This window comes from Halomonas sp. KG2 (assembly GCA_030440445.1).
Taxonomy (GTDB): domain Bacteria; phylum Pseudomonadota; class Gammaproteobacteria; order Pseudomonadales; family Halomonadaceae; genus Vreelandella.
This window is the reverse complement of the sequence record CP098528.1, coordinates 2,167,560-2,188,859: the sequence shown is the minus strand read 5'-3', so window position 1 is coordinate 2,188,859 and position 21,300 is coordinate 2,167,560. Positions and strand designations below refer to the sequence as shown.

Sequence of the window (21,300 nt, the reverse complement as noted above, 5' to 3'; positions counted from 1 at the left end):
GTTCAACGAGTGCCCTAATGACAGAAGCTAATACGCTATTACAACAAGCGGAATCCCAGTGTCATACCCGAGGTGTGAGATTTACACCTATTCGCCGCCGTGTACTAGAACTGATTGCTGAGAATGGTGGCGGCCTAAAAGCGTATGACTTGTTAGACCAACTATCTACTGAGCATGCCGCAGCAAGACCTCCCACGGTTTACCGTGCTCTCGACTTTCTTATCGAACAAGGTCTCGTTCATCGTATAGAGTCACAAAACGCTTACGTTGCCTGCGCCTGTCCTGAGCATGCCCATGGCTTTCAGCTGTTGATTTGTCGCCATTGTGGCTATGTTGAAGAGCTTCACTTGGATGAAATAAGCGCTCAACTGGCCGAATTAGCCAAACGACAAGGGTTTAACGTCGAGCGCCAAACGATAGAACTTCAAGGCTTGTGCCAAAATTGCCGATCTGCGAGTAACGAGTAATGTCACGTTTTGACCAATTAGCCCCGCGCGACCTATTCAAAGCCCTAGAGTCTGCCAGCCCTTCCGACACGTTGCCCGGGACAGAAACGCTTATTGAAGCAGTACGCTTTAACGAACAAGGCTTGCTGCCTGCCATTGCCCAGCAGTTTGATTCGGGTGAAGTGTTAATGATGGCGTGGATGAACCGCGAGGCACTCGAAGAAACGCTAGCAACGCAGCGTGTTTGCTACTATTCACGCTCGCGTAAAAAGCTCTGGCGTAAAGGTGAAACCTCGGGCCAACAACAGCAGCTGAAATCTGCGGCTCTCGACTGCGATGGTGACACGCTATTACTGCAAGTCGATCAAACGGGACCCGCTTGCCACACCGGTCGACGCAGCTGTTTTTACTTATCGGTAAATGAAGAGCGTGCGGTGATTACCAGCGAGCCGCTTATCGACCCAGCGGCACTTTACGGCAAGAAATAGTGGTAAAAGAAATAGTGGTAAAGCTGCTATCCCAAGCAAAGCACTGGGCCTTGAAAGCCCTCGCCATCGTCATGATTGGCTGTATCAAGGTCTATCAATACACCATTAGCCCCCTGCTGGGGCCGCGCTGCCGCTTCTGGCCAAGCTGCTCGTCCTATACCGTTGAAGCCATTCAAGTGCATGGCCCTTTCAAGGGCGGCTGGATGGCGATAAAGCGTATTATGCGCTGCCACCCAGGCAGCGCCGGTGGTATCGATCCCGTGCCTGGTGGCAGAAGCGAGCAGCTGTGTCGTGAAGACCCCGACTTAACAGCACCGCCGCACTCAAAGTGCGACCATCATCACTGATAAAGCTTTCCAATGCGCGCTTACAATTACGACTGTTTTGCCACTTGGTAAATACGCTCCAACATGGCATGCAAGCCATTACTGCGAGTAGGTGATAGGTGCTTATCCAAACCTAAATCTTTCAAAAAGTGAGGCTCGGTTTGGCTAATCTCATCAGGTGTGCGATCGCTATAGATTCTCAGCAGCAACACAATCAGTCCTGAAACGATGGCCGCATCCGACGTTGCCTTAAAGATAAGCTTGTCGCCCTGCTCTTCGTGACACATCCATACGTTAGATTGGCAGCCCTGAATCTTAAACTCTTCAGTTCGCTGCTCTTCCGGAAAGTCAGGCAGTTGCTTCCCCATATCGATAATGTATTGATAACGATCCATCCAGTTATCAAATATTTCAAACTCTTCGACCAGTTCTTGCTGGGCCAGCTCAGCGCCTGAAGTTGCCATGGCGTTACCTTTGGGTTGGGTGTCTCAATGTACCGACATTATAACGGGTTAGACGTCTTTTTTGGGGCCGTTTTCAAGCGATGACGCTGCTGCTCTTGGTGCCATTCATTATCTTCGGTGTGTAAGTAGCGACTCGTCGTATCCAGTTTAGAATGGCGCGCGCTCTCGGCTAAATAGCGCAGGCTTACCCCCGCTTGTGCTTGATGTGTAATCGCCGTATGCCGCAGCCAGTGGGGTGTTGCACGACGCAGCGCGCTCACATAGGCAGGCTTGCCATTTTGCGCTTCTAGCGCATCAGCCGCTTCGCTAAATACGCCTTTAATCAGCCGATAAAGTTGGTTATCGCTAATGCCACGACGTTTATCTAGCGCACGGATAAGAGGGTCGGGTTCGTGATAACTGGGCAGGCCTGATAATCCTAGCGCTTCCCGCCATTCGAACACGCACTCGAGCATGTCATCAGGCACCGGAATGCGTGCAAGCTTACTCCCCTTACCGACCACCACCCACCACCATCGCCCCTCGCTTTCCTGGAAGTCATCCATCCGAGCGTTAGCCATTTCACTAATACGAGGCGCTAATAGATAAGCGAAGCTGAATACAAATCGTCGCCGCGCTTGCTCATACGCCTCTCGCTCATTAGCGTACCCGACTGGCACATTCAGCCACTGCCAAAACCATGCCCAAAGATCGCGCTCTAAATAACGCTCAATGGTTTGCGTCTGGTTATTCAGCCGCCTTGCCTTATCGCGCATTAGCACAAATGGGTTATGGCGTACCCACCCTGCTTCCACCAGCCAGCTAAATAAGCCCTGCAAAATAATCAGACTTTGCCGACGGCTTGCTGGCGATAGCCCACCACGAAAAGGTCGCCATTGCGCATGTTTGCGAGGCTTACTTACCCCTACCCACTGCTCAGCTGGCTGAGGATCTTCCAAAAAAGCGTCGTACTGGCGCAACATTTCACGATTCATATCGCATAGCGAGGCGCCGTGGCTAGACAGCCAAAGCAGCAGGCGCTCCGCCTCTCGGCGGTAACTTTTCAATGTTTGAGGACTGTCTTGATACTCCCTTAGCCACGCAGCAACAGCCTCAACGTCGTTTTGAGCATCAATTAACGGCGTGTCAGTTCCTGGAGTGGCGAGTACGGAAGACTTAGCCAGCAAATCAGGCCAACTGCCCTTTTCTAGGCTTTTACCTACGTGTTTTTGCTGTTTTTCGACCTCTCCGGGCATCGCTACGCCCTCCCATGTCCACTGACTGACTTTCCAATGGGTTAAGTCTGCTGCTATCGGCATTAAAATTCAAGATAAGGGCAGTAATCTTGAATTTATAGCACTTAATGTAAATAATTTTACGTTTTATGTATTACGTAATTATTGTAATTTTAACCAAACCCTATGAAAATAGCGCTACCAATCTGACAGGGATAAGCACCATGGCTCGCAGCGGGATTCAATACAGTGATGTTCAGCAAGCAATCGACACCCTGCTCGCTCGCGGCGACACTCCTAGCGTGCAACGCATTCGGGAAGTACTGGGAACCGGCAGCTTCACAACGATCAGTGAGCATTTCCGTAATTGGCGTATTGAACGAGAGCAAAATCGCGATGTTCCGCCACCTAAAGGCGTCCCAGAAGTCATCGTTAACGTCGCAACCGAGCTATGGCGCGAGGCGCAAGAGGCCGCCAATCAAGCGCTCGTCCACTATCGTGAAGATGCTAATCGGCAGGTAGAGAGCGCCCAGCAGGAAGCCGCCGAAGCGCTTCAGCAAACAGCCAATGCGCAGCAACGAGAAAGCGCCCTTGCAGAGCATCTACGACACACAGAACAGCGTTTGGAAGCACTTAATCGCGAGCTGGCCGCTAGCCAAGCGAACGAGCATCAGTGGCAGCAACAGGCAGAGCAAGCCAACCAAGATGCTAAGCGATATCAGCAGTTGCTTAGCCAATCTGAGCATGATGTCGCTTCGCTGAAAGAGCGCTTCACTGAAGAGCAGCAACAACGCCAAGCCGCTTGGGAACAGCGCCTTGCTCAGGAAGAGCAGCGTAACGAAGCAGCAGAAGGAAAACTGATGGCGTTGCTAGACACGCTTAGACAAGAGCGTGCCCAAGAAGAAAAAGCACTACAAAAGCGCTTGCTCCAGTTGGAACAGCGCTCAGACAGCTTGGCGAAAGAACTTCAGCTCAAAAAAGATACGTTGCAGCACTACCAGTTAGACAACAGCAGCTTGCAACAGCGTATTGACGAGCTTGAGCGCAACAATATATCGCTAAAAGAACAACACGCCAGCCTGCAGAGCGAGCTTGATAAAGCCCACCAAGCACTAGAAAAGCAGCACCAAGCGGCACTTCAGGACGAAAACTGGCAGCAACAGCTTTGGCAACGAATGGAAGCCCTTCAGGCGCAATTAACAGCCCTGCCGGAGACGATCTCCTCGCAAGAAAAAGCAGACAATCCAACCAACGAGTGATCTACAGCTCATAAGTATGAAAAGCATCAAATACTTACATAGGCAGGCTACACAGGACTAGAAGCCTTAACTCCCTATTCTGGCTTGATTGAAGGAGGCGGAGTTCAGCCTAGAAACCGGACCCGCTGCAATATCATCCAATCAATGGGCAAGTTCAAGCGGCTAGTACAGGCTCCCAAAGACATCCAGACTTCCTGCTTTTACACTACATGTCTTTATCAACACTTGAGAAAATGAAATGCAAGGAAAGTCCTCTGACGCGAAGAAACCAGCCGACCAGCGCAATCGCCCTCGCACAAAACCTGCTGATGTACGACTTAATGAGTTAATGAACGCTGCAGAAGCGCTGTTTCTAGAACAGGGCGTTCAAGCAACCACTATCAACGACATCGTCAAAGCCGCAGACGTGGCCAAGGGCACGTTCTACCATTATTTTTCCTCCAAAAATGAAATCCTGGTAGCGCTTGGCAATCGCTACACGGAAAACTTCCTTGCTCAACTGGAGAAAGCGCTTGAGGCCTGTGACGAAGGCGACTGGGTTGGACGGCTTCGCGCTTGGATTCGGGCAAACGTCGAAACCTACGTCGACACCTATAGAACACACGACATCGTCTATACCAATCACCATCACCATGATCGCTCCAACCAGGCTAAGAACGCCATTCTTGATCAGCTATTGAGCATCATTGAGGGGGGGCGGTCCGCGGGCCTATGGGCACCTAAAAACCCAAGAGTGGTAGCGCTATTGATCTATTCCGGTGTCCATGGCGCTACGGACGACATTATTGCGTCTCAAACAAGAGACTGCTCGCCCTTTGCCAATAGCGTTTCGGATGTTTGTCTAAACATGCTGACGTCCCCTGCAAAGAATCGTCGGTGAGGTTGACGTCGCGTTTACTCATAATCACTTCCGTTAACACAACGGCGTGAGTAACCATGCGGTGGCGTTTCCAGCCCGAGGTTTTCCCGGAACGAGCGCCCCTCATACCGTCTTCTGAGCAAACCGCGTCTTTGTAGCTCAGGTACCACCTGTTCAACGAACTCAGTTGCCCCACCAGGCAAATGTGAGAACATGATATTGAAACCGTCTGCCGCACCACCCTCGAACCACTGCTGCATTTGGTCCACGACCATCGTCGCCGTTCCAACCATTTCGAGACCCTGATACCCACACACGCGTCGCGCCAACGCAATGATACTCAGGTTTTCTCTTCGAGCGAGCTGGATGACCCGGTCACGGCCACTTTTACTGGCATTACTTTCGGGAATCTCGGGGAGCAGACCGTCTTCATCATACTGGGAGATGTCATGTCCAAGCGCGATAGACAAGGTTGCCAGGCTGCTCTCGTCATCAACTAACCGATCCAGCTGGTGTCTTTTTTCCTGCGCCTGCTCCAGAGTATCTCCCAGCACAACAAACACTGCTGGAATAATTTTCAAGGCACTCTGGCGCCCCGCTGCACGCGCCCGACGCTGCATGTCGGCATAGAACTGCCGAGCGGCCGGAAAATCAGTCTGATAAGTAAAAACCACCTCGGCTGTTTCGGCAGCAACCTGTCGTCCAGCCTCTGACGCACCGGCCTGAACCACCACCGGCCGCGTCTGGACGGGGCGCTCGACATTCAGCGGCCCACGTACTGAAAAATGAGGGCCCCGATGATCAAGCGCATGCACTTTGCTTGGATCAAAAAAGAAGCCACTTGCCGCATTCCGGCAGAACGCATCTTCGTCCCAGCTCTCCCACAATCCGTCCATCACCGAACAGAATTCCCGCGCCCGCCGATAGCGGGCACTATGCTCCATATGCTGCTCGACGCCGAAATTCGCCGCTTCGTTGGAATTACTAGATGTCACTAGGTTCCAGCCCGCCCGGCCACCACTGATGATATCGAGCGAAGCCAAACGTCGCGCAAGCATATAAGGCTCGTTGTAGGTCGTGCTGGCGGTGGCAATCAGGCCGATATGCTGTGTCACGGCAGCCAGTGCAGGCAGCAGCGTCAACGGATCAAGCGTAGCGACACTGTGCCCCCGCGCCAATGCCTCAATCGGCGCTGCCCGAACGGCCAGAGAATCGGGCAAGAACAGCCCATCGAAACACCCTTGCTCCAACGTCTGGGCAAACCATTTCATCTGCTCGAAGCTGGATTGAAAATCTGGCTGAGCGCCAGGGTAACGCCACGCTCCCGAATGGATACTGGGCATCGCCAGCAGAACTATCGACCTCTGATCTCCGTTCATACCGCAGCCTCCTCTGCCTTCGACAACTCCGCCCTATCTCTGACCGAACGATCCACGACCAGAAATGGATACCCTTGGGAACAGTACTCTAGACGCGTCATGACACCGTAGACCTTTTGCATCAGCCCCGGCGCCAAGACTTCACGTGGCGAGCCGGTCGCTTCAACTCTGCCCTGATGGAGAACCACCACATGATCGGCAAAACGCAGCGCATGATTGATATCGTGTATAGCCAGAATCACACACATGGAGCGCTCATGGGCAAGCTGACATAGCAAATCAAGCACCTCAAATTGATTCTGCAGATCGAGGGCGCTGGTCGGCTCATCCAGCAACAGAACCCGAGGCTCCCGAACCAGCGCCTGGGCAATGGATACCAATTGCCGCTGACCACCGCTGAGTGCGGCTAGTTCGCGATCTGCCAAGGCCTGAATACCCAATGCCTGTAGCATGCGGATAACAACATCCATTTCATCGTCATCCACCCCCCAACCGCTACCTTGCTTACTCGCCAGCAGCACGGCTTCGAATACTCGCAGTGACGACACCATCGATATATCCTGGGGGACATGGGCTGGACGATTGCTATGGTATGTCGGCCAGGACTCAACCTCCTGCCCAACCACCTCAACTTTACCCGCCCCTCGCAACTCACCGGCCATCCGGCGCAGCAACGTGGACTTTCCCGCCGCATTGGACCCCAACAATGCCGTAACACTGCCCGCATGCAGAGGGCCAAAGTCCAGATTTTGCAATATCACGCGGGTATCGAATGCAACAGACACTCCTGATACGTTGAGCAGCTCCATCACCGTTTCCTCGACCGTAAGATCAATGCAAAAAACATCGGCACACCAACCAGTGAGGTGACAATACCTATAGGTATGGCTTGCCCCTCCACCAATGTTTTGCTCAGTACCGAAGCAGCAGAAAGCATGCAGGCGCCACAGAGGGCCGAAGCAGGCAGCAGGAAACGCTGGTCTTCCCCCACCAGCATCCGGGCGATATGAGGTGCCACTAGGCCAACAAATCCGATGGTTCCGACAAATGACACGCAGACCGAAGCCAGCAAGCTGCCCAACAGGATTCCCTGTAAACGCAACCGGCCCACGGGAACACCAAGACTTGTTGCTCGCGCATCTCCAAGGCGCAACGCCGTAAAGGCCCAGGCCTGGCGAGCGAAGAACACCGACACAAAGAGCAGAATGGCACTCAGGATGGCCAACTGCGGCCAGCTGGTACGCGACAGGCTACCCATCATCCAGAACACCACGGCGGAAAGCGCCTGATCGGGCGCAATGTACTGCAGTGCTTCCAGTAATGCAGTAAACGTAAAGACCAGAGTGGTACCCAGCAGCACGATCATCTCGGTGGTAATACCCCGCTTTTGGCTCAAGCGGTAGATCACCAGTGCAGCGATCATGGAAACCACAAAGGCATTGGCCGGAACGGCAAAGGCCACGGCCGATGCCGGCAGGATGCTCACCCCCAGAATCAGCCCAAGCGCAGCACCAAAACCTGCCGCCGCGGACAACCCCAGCGTGAAAGGACTTGCCAGCGGGTTACCCAGCACTGTCTGCATTTTGACACCCGCCACAGACAGGCTGGCACCAACTACCAGCGCTGTCAGTGCTACCGGTAATCGAATGTCCCACAGTATGACCCGAACAGCGAGAGGGGCATCTGGGTTCCAGAGAGCGGCCAGTACCTCCCCCGGCGTATAATGAGCTTGACCGATTGAAAGATCGGCAATGAAACACATGAATGTCAGTAAAGCGATACCTACGAGTAGGGCCAGCCTCTGCCTGGTAAGGCCAACATAGAAACACCGACCGCGCTTGAGGACAGTCGATTCGATGATCGTTGTTTCAGTCATGAGGACTCTCCATCCAGGCTGAGCCAATACCCCGGCTGATAGGAAACGGGAAGAAAACGTTCATGCAGTTCGGCAAAGGTCGCGTCGGGGTCGAGCGAGTCGAACAGTTCTGGGTGCAACCATTTAGCTATGCGCTGAAGCGCCACAAAATGATACGGGTTGTCGTAAAATGGGTGCCAGATCGCATGCACCCGGCCCGTTCTCACCGCAGATAACAACCGATAAGCCGGCCGTGCCATCAACCGTTCCAGGCGAGCTTGCCCCTTGGCAATATCAGCGCCGGGCCCAAGGCCAACCCAATCCCCCGCAGGCGAATACAGGGTCCAGTTAGCGCCCGTCACTAGAACAACATCCGGTTCGGATTCAACCACCTGTTCTGGATGCAAAGTGCCAAACAGTCCATGAAGAAACCGAGCTCCAATATTCTCGCCACCAGCGGCAGCAACTAGTTCGCCGAAATTGCCGTCGCCGTAGGTTAGGCAACAATCGTCATATAGCCCGGCGGCACGTTCGATCATGACGCTCGGTTTCGTCCGGACATGCGTTAGCGACTGTGTTACTCGGTTGATCTGTTCCTGCCTGAAGTGCAGAAAGTCCATGGCACGGTCATACCTCCCCAGCAACTCACCAAGAATCTGCACACTCCGGGCAGTGTTGCCCAGTACCTTAGTGCGAAAGTCTACGAACACAATAGGAATACCAACCCGCGCCAAGGTCTGCATCAGCCTGGACGACTCGACTGTCGGCTTTGAACTGAGGTTCATCACGACCACGTCCGGCTCAAGGGAAATCGCGAACTCCGCTCCGATAGAGTCCACAGTCCGGCTTGGGAAGGACGGGATGCTGTCAATCTCGGAAAACGCTCTTTGGTAGGCTTTATAGCCGTCCAAATCCGCCCCCCGGAAGTTATCTCCCCATCCTATGACGTCGCCAAATGGGTCTTCGGGATTCAGCAAGGCCATGACATAAGCCAGGGATCCATCGCCCAGCAAGATACGCTTGATAGGCGAATCGAGGTGAAGCCTGCGCGCGGCAATGTCAGTGATAACTATTGGAGATTGGATGCCCGCGCGCGGACGAGAGGTGACAACAAGCAATCCTCCCGCCAGCATGCCGCTTAGCACATCGCGTCTCGAAAACGTTTTATCGAACACGATGATCACCAACGATAGTTTAGTGTTGCCGTCATCGTCCGGTCTTGTCCGACGAAGCAGTAAAGGCGCGACGTGCAGCTGGCAACATACTGTTCGTCTGTCAGGTTGCTCACATTAACTGCCAACGAAGCCCCGCTCAGATCCGGTGAAAGAAAGCCGAGCTGGTAGGTTAACGCCATATCCAAGAGCGTAGCTGAAGGCACCTCAAAATCATTACTGGGGTCGGCAAAGGTTTTGCCTAGGTAGCGCACCCCTCCGCCAACCTGCAAACCGTAAAGCGGGCCATGACCAAACTGGTAGTCCATCCATGCAGAGGCGCTATGCTCAGGTGTCTGAGTCAGGCTGTTCCCTTGATACAAAGCATCCTCGACCAACTCATTGTCCAGATAGGTATAGCTAGCCATCAGGTTGAGATTACGCGCAAGCTCCGTGGTCGCCTGCAAATCAAGCCCACGCGTGCGAACTTTACCTGCTTGGGTATTAAACCCTAGGTGATCAGCATCACTTGTTTTTACGTTGGTCTGTTCCAGCTGGAATACCGCGGCACTCAATAACGTTCCGGAGCCCGCAGGTTGATATTTGATACCCACTTCTGCTTGCCTGGACTCAACCGGGACGAAGGCATCCCCTTTGTAGTCTGTCCCCAAAAGCGGATCAAAGGATGTGGAATAGCTGATATAGGGCGCTAGGCCGGCATCAAATTGGTAGCTCAAGCCCGCGCGACCACTCCACTTAGTATCATCCTGATTGGTTAGTCGTGCAGTAGGAGAATAGCTGTGCGTCTCATCATCGGTTGTTGACCAGTCATGCCTTACACCCAGTGTCACAAGCCACCGGTCGTAGGCAATTTGGTCTTGAAGATATGCGCCTATGCGAGTGAAGTCTTGCTGTGATTTCCATGGTGCCTGACGACTGGCGGTAAAGTCGGGCATGATATCTGGACGATACTCTGGACCGTAAGGGTCGAAAAGCACAGGTCCGACACTGTATAACTCGTTTTCCAGAGTACCGGATGAGTAATCGATTCCCGCCAGTATGGTATGGGTCGTTGCCTCCAACTCCAGATTGCCACTCAGGTAATTGTCCATGGAGAATGTGCTCACCTTGGCAGGCGTCTGTTCGTAGTAGCCACGGAGCTGCGGTAGACCATCAACCTCCTGGTATCCGTAAACGATCCCTCGCTGGATATCCGACCTGACATCCATGTAGCGTGCGTTACTGGAAAATGTCCAACTGTTGCCAAAATCATATTCGAAGAATGAACTCAGTGAGTTCTGGTCGCGTGAGGAATCCTCGAAATCCATATCCGTGAAGTTTCTCTTCCGATCAATTTCGGGATACGCGCTATCATCCAGCCCTAACACGACGGCCGGGAGGCTGTTGTAGTTGGGCAAATCTGGCTCACGAGAGTGCGTCGCCAAGATCGTCCATGACGTTTGTGAGTTTGGCCGCCAGGTCAGTGACGGAGCCAGATAGAACCGCTTGTGACGAACATCCTCAATCTGTCCCTCGGTATCCAAACCGCTTGCGGTAATGCGATAAAGCAGTGAGCCGTCATCGTTCACCGCCCCACTGCTATCCAACCCTATATGCTTACGGTTAAAGTTGTCGAACTGAAGGCTCACTTCATGCTGTTCAACTTCCTGGGGCCTGCGGCTCACCTGATTCACAATACCGCCGCCTGTACCCTGACCGTATATTGCCGACGAAGGACCGCGCAGTACTTCGATCCGCTCTAGTGAGTAGGGATCGATCTGTGGTAGCCAGCTTCCTGGATTACCAATGATCCGCAAACCATCCAGATAGTAATCCGCGTCAACTCCACGGATTCGGGTGATATCAATATAACTACCATTGCCCCCATATTTCTCGCTCGTCGCTCCAGCGGTGTAGCGCAGCGCAGAGCTACTGCTAGCAGGCTGCTGAATGTCCATCTGCCGTCGAGTGACCACCGAGACAGATTGCGGGATTTCCAGGATTGAGGAGTCGACCCTGGTCCCAATTGTCGATTGCTCAGCCACATACCCTTGGACGGGCCCGTTTCCCATATCCCATTCACTGTCCGCGGTGATTGTCACAGCCGGTAACGTATAAATATTGGCAGATCCATCTGCGTCTTGTTTCTGAAACGCACCGCTTGAGACTTCTTCTGAATGGGCTGAAACGCCACCCGCAATTAGCATAGAAGCGGCAGCCGCCATGCAAGAAGGCACTAAGGGAGCCGAAAATCCCGACCATGATGAGATTGGAAGTTTTTGGGAATGTAGTGATAAGAGGTGGCCCATATTAGTCCTAAGCAAAGAAATCGGATGTATTAATAGCAGGAATAATAATTTGCGACCGACCGTCAGTCAATATGAATGATTCGCATTTTTAACTTGGCCGCGCGTGTCACAACATATAGCAGGCTCACAACAAGGCTTAGCAGATGGACAGCACGTGAACTGCAAGACACTACTTGCGTGCATCACCACAGCCACATGTTGCCTCAGTTACCACTCAACCATGAGCTTCCATGGGCATGAAGTTGAAGAACACGCGCTGGCTAACGTTGACGACGCCAGCATATTGGTTCTGGCTAAACGAGGCCTGAAATGCAATAAAGGAAGGATGTATTCTGAATTCAGCAGAGCTGCTGAAAAATACGACTGCTGATAGCCTTCTACCCAAACAGACTTATCCACGCAGTGCTGATATACCACGTCCTAGCAGCTGGATTGGTCGTAAAAAAACCGCCTCACAATCAGTAGGTTGAACACTTCATCGTATTAATTTTCAACAAAAAAACCCCAAAGGCCGGACAGGGTGTCCAACATTTGGGGCGCCGTTTTGTCAGGCTTTTGAAGCACAAGCTGTACTGCTAAGTCGCGTTAGCGGTAGTAAGCGTTCGTTGTATCCGTGTGATCGGTCACGTCACGGATACCCGCTAGCTCAGGAATCCGCTCCATCAGCGTTTTCTCAACGCCATCTTTAAGCGTTAAATCTACCGCTGCACAACCCTGGCAACCGCCACCAAAGGCAAGGATCGCTACCTTATCTTCGGTCAGCTCTACCAGTTTGATTTCACCACCGTGGGCCGCCAGCCCTGGGTTAATCTCGCTGTAAAGCGTGTAGTTGATGCGGTCTTCCAGCGGGCTGTCCGCATTAACTTTAGGCATTTTCGCGTTAGGAGCCTTGATGGTTAACTGGCCGCCCATACGATCCGCGTTAAAATCAACAACCGCCTCGTCTAAAAACGCCAAACTGTTTTTATCGAGAAATACGTTAATTTTTTCAAGTTCAAGCTTAACGTCAGTCGGTTCTTCTTCACCTGGACGGCAATAGGCTAAACATGTTTCCGCGTAAGGCGTGCCGGGTTGGGTGATAAAAATACGTACAGCAATGCCTTCAACATTCTGCTTTTCGAGCAGTTCAGCAAGATATTCCTGAGCACTGTCAGTAATATCAATACCTTGGGTATCAGTTTCGATAGTCGCGGTCATAAGGGATGTTATCCTCCCGTGGTTGTGGCGTGGCCACATCACATGTCATTTATAACTATTTCATTAACGCCTATGGTAAGCAAAACTGCTCGCCAGCACAATCCCGACCATTTTAGTAGGCTATTGCCTATGTATATGAGCGCGCCTCATTAAGATACTGCAATAACTTCACGCCCTTACTTGCTGCCCTATGGTGTGCCCTTTGTTATGATAGGCGCCGCTCACACTATGACGACGACTATAAAAAATATCCTTTTCGACTGAGACGCTGGAGATTCCCCCCTGCCATGGCTGCTAGTGATTTGACTGCTTCCCTCACCCAACGCCTTGCCCAACGTATCCTGATTTTGGACGGCGGCATGGGCACCATGTTGCAGAACGCCGAACTCAGCGAGGACGATTTCCGTAGTGACCGCTTTCGTGACTGGCCCTCGGACCTTAAAGGTAATAATGACTTATTAGCACTTACCTGTCCGGACTTGGTGGCACGTATTCACCGCGACTATCTAGAAGCTGGCGCGGATATTATCGAAACCAATACATTTAATAGCACCCGTCTTTCCCAGTCAGACTATGGCATGGAAGATTTGGTGCCTGAGCTGAATCGTGAGTCGGCACGTTTGGCGCGTAATGTCTGTGACGCCGTGGCTGCTGAAACGAATATCCCGCGGTATGTCGCTGGGGTACTTGGGCCAACCTCACGCACTGCGTCCCTGTCGCCGGATGTCAACGACCCTTCTAAGCGCAATGTCACCTTCGACGAGCTTCGCGAGAACTATTATGAAGCTGCTAGTGCGTTAATCGAAGGCGGTGCCGATCTTATTATGATCGAGACTATCTTCGACACACTCAATGCCAAAGCCGCTATTTATGCGCTTGAAGAGTTGTTTGATGACCTGAACACTCGGCTGCCGGTGATGATTTCCGGCACCATTACCGATGCGTCAGGTCGCACGCTTTCTGGTCAAACCACCGAAGCTTTCTGGAACTCTGTTCGCCACGCCCAGCCGCTCTCGGTTGGCTTAAACTGCGCCCTAGGTGCTGAAGAGCTGCGCCCTTACATCGAAGAGCTTTCCACTAAAGCCGATACCTTTGTTTCTGCGCACCCCAATGCGGGCCTGCCCAATGAGTTTGGTGAGTATGACCAAACCCCAGAGGAAATGGCGGCCATTGTCAGCGAGTTCGCGGAAAGTGGACTGGTCAATATTATTGGGGGTTGCTGTGGCTCAACCCCTGAGCATATTCGAGCTATCGCTGAAGCCGTCAGCCCAATGGCACCCCGCAAGGTAGCAAAGCGTAGTCATGCGTGCCGACTGTCTGGCTTAGAACCCTTCAACATTGAAGCCGACGCGCTGTTTGTCAATGTCGGTGAGCGCACTAACGTGACCGGCTCGGCGCGCTTTAAGCGGTTAATCGTCGAAGAAGACTTCACAACCGCGCTTGAAGTCGCCTTGGAGCAGGTCGAGAACGGCGCACAAATTATCGACATCAACATGGACGAAGGCATGTTGGAGTCCCAGGAAGCGATGGTTCGCTTCCTTAATTTAATCGCTGGCGAACCCGATATCGCTCGCGTTCCGATCATGATCGACTCCTCTAAATGGGACATCATCGAAGCGGGCCTTAAGTGCGTTCAAGGCAAAGCGGTTGTGAACTCGATCTCGCTGAAAGAAGGCGAAGCCGCGTTTCGCGAGCAAGCCACCAAATGTCGCCGCTTTGGTGCTGCCATTGTGGTCATGGCGTTTGATGAAGAAGGCCAAGCAGATACCTTTGCGCGTAAAACCGAAATTTGTGAACGCGCCTACCGCTTACTCGTCGATGACATTGGTTTCCCTGCGGAAGATATTATTTTCGACCCTAATATCTTTGCTATCGCTACCGGCATAGATGAGCACAATAACTACGCCGTCGATTTCATTGAGGCCACTCAGTGGATCCGCGAGCACCTACCTCACGCGATGATCTCCGGCGGCGTGTCGAACGTCTCGTTTTCATTTCGAGGTAATAACCCCGTTCGTGAAGCCATTCACTCGGTATTCCTTTACCACGCCATTCGTGCAGGCCTCAGCATGGGCATCGTCAATGCGGGCCAATTGGCGGTTTATGATGACTTACCCGCTGAACTGCGTGATGCGGTAGAAGACGTCGTACTCAACCGCCGTAGCGATGGTACCGAGCGGCTGCTTGACCTTGCCGACAAGTACAAGGGCGATGGCAGCGGTGCGGCCAAAAAAGAAGACCTGGAGTGGCGCAGTTGGTCGGTTAATAAGCGTATCGAGCATGCGTTGGTTAAAGGCGTAACGGCATATATAGAAGAGGACACCGAACAGGCTCGCGCCGAGGCCGCTAGACCCATCGAGGTGATCGAAGGTCCGTTAATGGATGGTATGAACGTGGTTGGCGACCTGTTTGGTGCCGGCAAAATGTTCCTACCCCAGGTAGTTAAGTCGGCTCGCGTCATGAAGCAGGCGGTTGCCTATCTGATTCCCTATATCGAAGCTGAAAAAAGCGAAGAGACCAAGGCCAAAGGTAAGATCGTCATGGCCACGGTCAAAGGTGATGTTCACGACATCGGCAAAAACATTGTCGGCGTGGTACTGCAGTGTAATAACTACGAAGTCATCGACCTTGGCGTGATGGTGCCCACCGAAAAAATTCTTCAGGCCGCTCAAGATCACAATGCTGACATCATTGGGCTTTCTGGACTGATTACCCCATCGCTTGATGAGATGGTGCATGTTGCTAAAGAAATGAAGCGCAGAGGCATGGATCTGCCGCTGCTCATTGGTGGTGCTACGACCTCCAAAGCCCATACAGCGGTCAAAATTGAGCCACAATACGATCACCCCGTGATTTATGTAACCGATGCCTCCCGGGCGGTTGGCGTCGCGGGCCGTTTACTGGCACCGAACCTTAAAGCCGCCTACGTTGCCGAGATTCGCGAAGAGTACGAAAAAGTGCGCGAGCGTAACGCCAAACGCCGCCCTAAAGCGGCAGACCTGGACTATACCCAGGCCCGTAAACGGCGCTTCCGCACGGATTGGACCAGCTTTACTCCAGTTAAACCTCAGGTGTTGGGCCTGAAAACCTTCGATAACTACGACCTTGAAGAGCTGGTTGAACGCATCGATTGGACTCCGTTCTTTATGAGCTGGCAGCTCGCTGGCAAATACCCCAAAATCCTTGAAGACAAGGTAGTCGGGGAAGCTGCGCGCAATTTGTTTGCAGATGCCAAAGTGATGCTGCGCAAGCTAATCGACGAAAAGCGCGTTCAGGCGCGCGGCGTCATTGGTCTGTGGCCCGCCAACAGCGTGGATGACGATGTCATTGAAGTGTATGCCGATGAAAGCCGTACCGAGGTCGTTGAGCGTTTGCATCACATTCGTCAGCAGACCACTAAGGGGCGTGACGGGATCTGCTACAGTCTTGCGGATTTTATTGCGCCTAAAGAGAGCGGCAAAGCCGACTGGATTGGTGGTTTTGCGGTTACCACAGGCCATGGGGTTGATGAACTTTCCAAAGCCTATGAAGCGGCAGGTGACGATTACAACGCTATTATGGTGCAAGCGTTAACCGATCGTTTGGCGGAAGCGTTTGCCGAGCGCATGCACGAGCGTGTGCGCAAAGAGTTCTGGGGCTATGTGCCGGAAGAGACGCTGGATAATGACGCGCTAATTGCCGAGAAATATCAGGGTATCCGCCCTGCTCCCGGCTACCCAGCCTGCCCTGACCATACCGAAAAGGCCACGTTGTTCCGGTTGCTTGATGCGACAGAAAATACCGGCTTGGCACTGACCGAAAACTTTGCCATGTGGCCTGCGGCGGCGGTCTCTGGCTGGTACTTCGCCCACCCCCAGTCCAAATACTTCTCCACCGGCAAAATCACCCGGGATCAAGTGGAAGCGATTGCGCAACGCAAGCAGATGCCGCTAGTGGAAATGGAACGCTGGCTATCGCCAGTGCTCTCTTACGACCCTAGCTAATGTCAGCAGTGGGCCGCCGCCAAGGTAAGGTCATGCGCTTAGCCTTACCCATCATGCTGGGCATGCTCTCACAGAGCATGCTCAACCTTATTGATGCTGCGCTGGTAGGCCATTTAGGCCAAGAGGCATTGGCAGGTGTTGGTATCGGCGGCTATGCCATGTTTATGATGACGGCGCTGGTTTTTGGCCTCTCTTCCAGCGTCCAGTCGCAAACCTCTCAAGACCTGGGCGCAGAACACTTCCCGCTAACACGCTCACTTCACTCTGGCTTGCTGATCGCCGTTATGGTCGGCATTCCATTATCGTGTCTCGCGTGGTGGCAAGCTCCCCGGTTAATACAATCAATTACGCCAGCAGATGACGTGACGACCATTGCCGTGGAGTATTTCCGCTGGCGCGTTGTATCGTTAGCCGCGATTGCCCTGACACTTTGCTTTCGCGGTTACTGGAACGGACGGCAGCACACGCACCTTTACCTGCGTATTATCGTCATTGTGCATGTGTTCAATGTGGTCGCTAGTGCGGGGTTAATTTATGGCATTGGTGGCCTTCCGGCGCTGGGTGCCAACGGTGCAGGGATTGGCACGACGCTTTCGCTACTACTGGGGCTGATTATCTGGGCTTGCGTGACGTATAACGCCCGCGCACTTACCCGGCAGAAGCTGACATTGCGCTCATTACAGACCACCCTATTTTTGGCTTTCCCACACTCACTGCAACAAGTATGGTTTGCCGCCGGCTATGTGGTGCTGTTCTGGCTATTAGGTAGGATGGGCACGCAGAGTGTCGCTGTTGGCCATGTGCTAGTGAATCTATCGTTACTACTTATTTTACCTGGCGTCGGGGTGGGTGTGGCGGCAATGAGCTTGGTTGGTGAGGCGTTAGGACGCGATGATCAACAGGCAGCACACCGATGGGGAATCGATGCATTAAGCGTCGCTGGCTTGCTGCTGACAGTGTTGGCACTCCCTATGCTGTTGTTCCCGACAACTGTTCTGGCTATTTTTTTTGAAGATTACTCACTCATTCAGTTAGGCACTCTCCCCTTACAAATTACTGGCTTAATGATAGTGCTGGATGCTGCCGCACTGGTGCTAGCCCAAACATTAATGGGCGCTGGCGCTCAGCGAACAGTGATGTTGCTTACTTTAAGTATGCAGTGGCTAGTGTTTCTGCCACTGGCCTGGTGGGTAGGCATTGAGCTGGAATATGGGCTACTCGGTGTATGGCTAGTGCAGCTCTTCTACCGTGCGCTCAATTCCAGCAGCTTCTTATGGGTGTGGCAGCGTCGACGCTGGCTAGCTCAAACGCTATGACTTACAAACCTCAAATACCATTTAGCGATAAAAAAATAATTATATATTCTTTTGTAGAATATGACGCCCGCGTTAAGGTGGCGGCACATTACCGTCCGTCTCGACGTGACCATTTCGCTTTTAGCAGGATCGTGCCACATGTACCGTTATGATATTCACGACCAAACGTTGGTTGACGAGCGCGTCGCTCAGTTTCGTGACCAAATGGACCGCTACCGCGCCGGACGTTTGGGAGAAGAAGAGTTTCGCCCGCTGCGACTCCAAAACGGCCTGTATATTCAGAAGCATGCGCCAATGCTGCGAATTGCCATCCCTTACGGCATGCTGGCGGGCAAGCAGCTTCGCGCGCTAGCGGAAATTACCCGCCGCTATGACCGTGGCTATGGCCACTTCACAACCCGGCAAAACTTGCAGCTGAACTGGCCCGCATTGGAAGACGTGCCCGATATTTTGGCAGACCTCGCCAAAGTACAAATGCACGCTATTCAAACCAGCGGCAACTGCATCCGCAATACCACCAGTGACCAGTTTGCCGGTATCGCGGGGGATGAAGTGGAAGATCCGCGCCCTTGGTGTGAGCTAATTCGCCAGTGGTCGACCTTACATCCCGAGTTCGCCTACCTGCCGCGCAAATTTAAAATTGCTGTTAGCGGTGCCGCCCAAGATCGCGCCGCTATCCAAGTGCATGACATCGGCCTGCGGCTATGGCGTAACGAAGACGGTGACGTGCGCATCAAAGTGCTCGCAGGTGGCGGTCTTGGCCGCACACCGATGATTGGCGACGTGGTGCGCGAAGATCTTCCCTGGCAGCATCTGTTAACGTATTTGGAAGCGTGTGTTCGCGTGTACAACCAATTTGGTCGCCGCGATAACAAGTTTAAAGCACGTATTAAAATTCTCGTCAAAGCGCTCGGTATTGAAGAGTTTCGTCGCCGCGTTGACGAAGAGTGGGCGCATCTTAAAGATGGCCCGCAAACACTCAACCAAGCAGCGGTTGATGCGGCCAAGATCCACTTCCCTGAACCAGAGCGTCGTCCGGTCGCAGAGAGCGCCATTGCCGATTTCGAACAGTTACGCAACGAAAATCGTAGTTTGGCTCGCTTCGTGACGAATAACGTCACCGACCACAAAGTCCCTGGTTATAAAGCAGTGACCCTTTCACTTAAGCGCCGCGAACACGCACCAGGTGATGTCACAGCGGATCAAATGGAAGCCGTCGCTGACTTGGCCGATCGCTATAGCTTCGGTGAAGTGCGCGTGACCCACGAGCAAAACTTAGTGCTGTCTGACGTTCCCGTCGACGAGTTGGAAGCGCTCTGGAAAGAGCTTGATGCACTGGGCATGGCCAATCCAACCGTAGGTACGCTGAACGATATTATCTGCTGCCCTGGCGGCGACTACTGTGGCCTGGCCAATGCGGTCTCGATTCCCATCGCTCAAGCACTACAGGAGCGGTTTGAAGACCTGGACTTCCTCTACGACCTCGGCCCTCTGGATCTCAATATTTCAGGCTGCATGAACGCCTGTGGGCATCACCACGTTGGCCACATCGGCATCCTCGGCGTCGACAAAAAAGGCGAAGAGTACTACCAGATCTCAATTGGTGGTAATTCAACGGACGATGCATCGCTAGGTAAAATCCTGGGCCCCTCTTTCTTCCGCGAAGACGTGCCAGGCGTTGTCGATAAGGTACTGCAAGTCTATGTGGCCGAACGTCACGAAGACGAGCGATTCCTCGACACCTATCGCCGTATTGGCTTAAAACCCTTTAAGGAGCGTGTTTATGCCCAGCAATGACACTCAGACTGACGCGGTCGAGCTCACGCCGGTACATGTCGACCATCTGATCGCTGATGGTGAACTGGCAGCAGAGAATGCCTGGTGCGTGTCCTATGACGCAGACACGCTCCCTGAACAGCGTCCCGCCTTTGTGCCGCTGGCACTCTGGCAAGCGAATCAGGACGATGCCGAGCTAGCACCGCTGCTGTCAAGTGATACCGAGTTAACCACGGAGCTTGGCCAGCAGCTAAGCAGTACCCGTGCGGTTGCCATTGATTTCCCGGCATTTACGGATGGGCGTGGCTACACGCTTGCTCGTTTGCTTCGCGAACGCTACGGCTATACCGGTGAAGTACGTGCCGTCGGTGATGTGTTGGTCGACCAGTTGGATTACATGCGCCGCTGTGGCTTTACCGCCATGGCTCTGCGAGATGATCAGCATCCAGACGACGCTATCCGTGCGTTGAATATGTTTAGCGTTCGCTACCAAACCGATGTTGAGCAGCGCCAAGCACTGTTCGAACGCCGCCTAGCGGACAGCAAGCAGTAACCGCAAGCGGTATCGAGATAGAAGTAAAAAGATAGAAGTAGAAAGATAGAAACAGAAAGGGCAGCCGAGAGGCTGCCCTTTTGCTTGATAAACAATTACCTAATAAACAATGGCAGGCTAGCCGCGACGTTTTTGCTGGCGCTCACGGTTGTTAGCTTTGGCACGGTCACTTTTACGCAGCATGACCCAGGTAGCACCCAAGCCACCCTCCGAAGGTTGCGCAGAAATATAAGCCTGCACTTCGTCGAACTGAGTAAGCCATTTAGCCAGATAGGAACGCAGGACATTCGCAGGACTATCTATTTCTCGACCTCTCCCATGCACAATGAGCACAGAGCGAAGGTCGTGGAGGTAAGCTTCTTGAATAAACGGGAATAGCATTCTGCGGCACTCTGCCAACGGCCGCCGTAGCAGATGTAGTTGGGCCTGAACACTGTAACCACCATGCTTCAGTTTATCGACCACACCTTGCTGAATACCCTCACGGCGGTATTCAATCGGATCAAAGGGCGGCAACAAGTCGACAAAATCATCAGATAAGAAATTACGCTCTTCCAGACGCTGCTCCGCACTTTCACGACGAGCAAGCTGGGCCTCTGTTGGCCGCTGGCGCTGGGTACCTGTATCTGCGCGGTTATGCTTGGGTAACGGCTTTACATCGCCGACCAACGCACTGAAATCCATCTCATCACGAAGTGATTGATTCATAACAGGCTCCTCTGACA

At 53.0% G+C, this 21,300-nt stretch carries 18 protein-coding genes; 9 read left to right on the top strand and 9 right to left on the bottom strand.

Annotation, left to right across the window (positions count from 1 at the left end; translation table 11 throughout):
- Positions 1-17: 17 nt before the first annotated feature.
- The 3 genes from NDQ72_10175 (at position 18) to yidD (ending at position 1,281) form a co-directional block, all read left to right on the top strand.
- Positions 18-467: a transcriptional repressor gene (locus NDQ72_10175; GenBank protein WKD30281.1), complete on the top strand. Its 450-nt coding sequence runs from the start codon at positions 18-20 to the stop codon at positions 465-467.
- Positions 467-934, top strand: a complete 468-nt coding sequence (hisI, locus tag NDQ72_10170) for a phosphoribosyl-AMP cyclohydrolase (GenBank protein WKD30280.1) — start codon at positions 467-469, stop codon at positions 932-934. Before NDQ72_10175 ends, hisI begins: the two co-directional genes overlap by 1 nt.
- A 71-nt stretch (positions 935-1,005) precedes the next feature.
- Complete coding sequence (yidD, locus tag NDQ72_10165; protein WKD30374.1) at positions 1,006-1,281, top strand: membrane protein insertion efficiency factor YidD; 276 nt, start codon at positions 1,006-1,008, stop codon at positions 1,279-1,281.
- A 26-nt stretch (positions 1,282-1,307) separates the two neighbouring features.
- On the opposite strand, the gene NDQ72_10160 is transcribed toward yidD, so the two are convergent.
- A complete protein-coding gene (locus NDQ72_10160; protein WKD30279.1) occupies positions 1,308-1,724 on the bottom strand; it encodes a SufE family protein in 417 nt (138 codons plus the stop codon).
- A 38-nt stretch (positions 1,725-1,762) separates the two neighbouring features.
- On the bottom strand, positions 1,763-2,959 hold the full coding sequence (locus NDQ72_10155) for a site-specific integrase (protein WKD30373.1): 1,197 nt from the start codon (positions 2,957-2,959) through the stop codon (positions 1,763-1,765).
- 203 nt (positions 2,960-3,162) lie between these two features.
- On the opposite strand from NDQ72_10155, the gene NDQ72_10150 reads away from it, so the two are divergent.
- On the top strand, positions 3,163-4,197 hold the full coding sequence (locus tag NDQ72_10150; protein ID WKD30278.1) for a DNA-binding protein: 1,035 nt from the start codon (positions 3,163-3,165) through the stop codon (positions 4,195-4,197).
- A gap of 238 nt (positions 4,198-4,435) precedes the next feature.
- A complete protein-coding gene (locus NDQ72_10145) occupies positions 4,436-5,077 on the top strand; it encodes a TetR/AcrR family transcriptional regulator (protein ID WKD30277.1) in 642 nt (213 codons plus the stop codon).
- A 14-nt stretch (positions 5,078-5,091) separates the two neighbouring features.
- Here NDQ72_10145 and NDQ72_10140 read toward each other — a convergent pair whose 3' ends face one another.
- The 6 genes from NDQ72_10140 to nfuA form a co-directional block, all read right to left on the bottom strand.
- Positions 5,092-6,435 (bottom strand): LLM class flavin-dependent oxidoreductase, encoded by a 1,344-nt coding sequence (locus NDQ72_10140; protein ID WKD30276.1) that lies wholly within the window; start codon positions 6,433-6,435, stop codon positions 5,092-5,094.
- On the bottom strand, positions 6,432-7,244 hold the full coding sequence (locus NDQ72_10135; GenBank protein ID WKD30275.1) for an ABC transporter ATP-binding protein: 813 nt from the start codon (positions 7,242-7,244) through the stop codon (positions 6,432-6,434). Before NDQ72_10135 ends, NDQ72_10140 begins: the two co-directional genes overlap by 4 nt.
- On the bottom strand, positions 7,244-8,311 hold the full coding sequence (locus NDQ72_10130; protein ID WKD30274.1) for an iron ABC transporter permease: 1,068 nt from the start codon (positions 8,309-8,311) through the stop codon (positions 7,244-7,246). The genes NDQ72_10135 and NDQ72_10130 overlap by 1 nt, the downstream gene beginning before the upstream one ends.
- A complete protein-coding gene (locus tag NDQ72_10125; GenBank protein ID WKD30273.1) occupies positions 8,308-9,465 on the bottom strand; it encodes an ABC transporter substrate-binding protein in 1,158 nt (385 codons plus the stop codon). Before NDQ72_10125 ends, NDQ72_10130 begins: the two co-directional genes overlap by 4 nt.
- A gap of 5 nt (positions 9,466-9,470) precedes the next feature.
- Entirely contained in the window at positions 9,471-11,666 is a 2,196-nt protein-coding gene (locus tag NDQ72_10120; GenBank protein WKD30272.1) for a TonB-dependent siderophore receptor, read from the bottom strand.
- A 669-nt stretch (positions 11,667-12,335) separates the two neighbouring features.
- Entirely contained in the window at positions 12,336-12,947 is a 612-nt protein-coding gene (gene nfuA, locus NDQ72_10115) for a Fe-S biogenesis protein NfuA (GenBank protein WKD30271.1), read from the bottom strand.
- A 287-nt stretch (positions 12,948-13,234) separates the two neighbouring features.
- On the opposite strand from nfuA, the gene metH reads away from it, so the two are divergent.
- From metH to NDQ72_10095, 4 genes are all read left to right on the top strand, one after another.
- Positions 13,235-16,930: a methionine synthase gene (metH, locus tag NDQ72_10110; protein WKD30270.1), complete on the top strand. Its 3,696-nt coding sequence runs from the start codon at positions 13,235-13,237 to the stop codon at positions 16,928-16,930.
- A complete protein-coding gene (locus tag NDQ72_10105) occupies positions 16,930-18,246 on the top strand; it encodes an MATE family efflux transporter (GenBank protein ID WKD30269.1) in 1,317 nt (438 codons plus the stop codon). The genes metH and NDQ72_10105 overlap by 1 nt, the downstream gene beginning before the upstream one ends.
- Positions 18,247-18,384: 138 nt before the next feature.
- On the top strand, positions 18,385-20,043 hold the full coding sequence (locus tag NDQ72_10100; GenBank protein WKD30268.1) for a nitrite/sulfite reductase: 1,659 nt from the start codon (positions 18,385-18,387) through the stop codon (positions 20,041-20,043).
- On the top strand, positions 20,030-20,575 hold the full coding sequence (locus NDQ72_10095) for a DUF934 domain-containing protein (GenBank protein ID WKD30267.1): 546 nt from the start codon (positions 20,030-20,032) through the stop codon (positions 20,573-20,575). The genes NDQ72_10100 and NDQ72_10095 overlap by 14 nt, the downstream gene beginning before the upstream one ends.
- A 117-nt stretch (positions 20,576-20,692) precedes the next feature.
- Here NDQ72_10095 and smrA read toward each other — a convergent pair whose 3' ends face one another.
- Positions 20,693-21,283: a DNA endonuclease SmrA gene (gene smrA / locus NDQ72_10090; protein WKD30266.1), complete on the bottom strand. Its 591-nt coding sequence runs from the start codon at positions 21,281-21,283 to the stop codon at positions 20,693-20,695.
- Between the last annotated feature and the right edge of the window lie 17 nt (positions 21,284-21,300).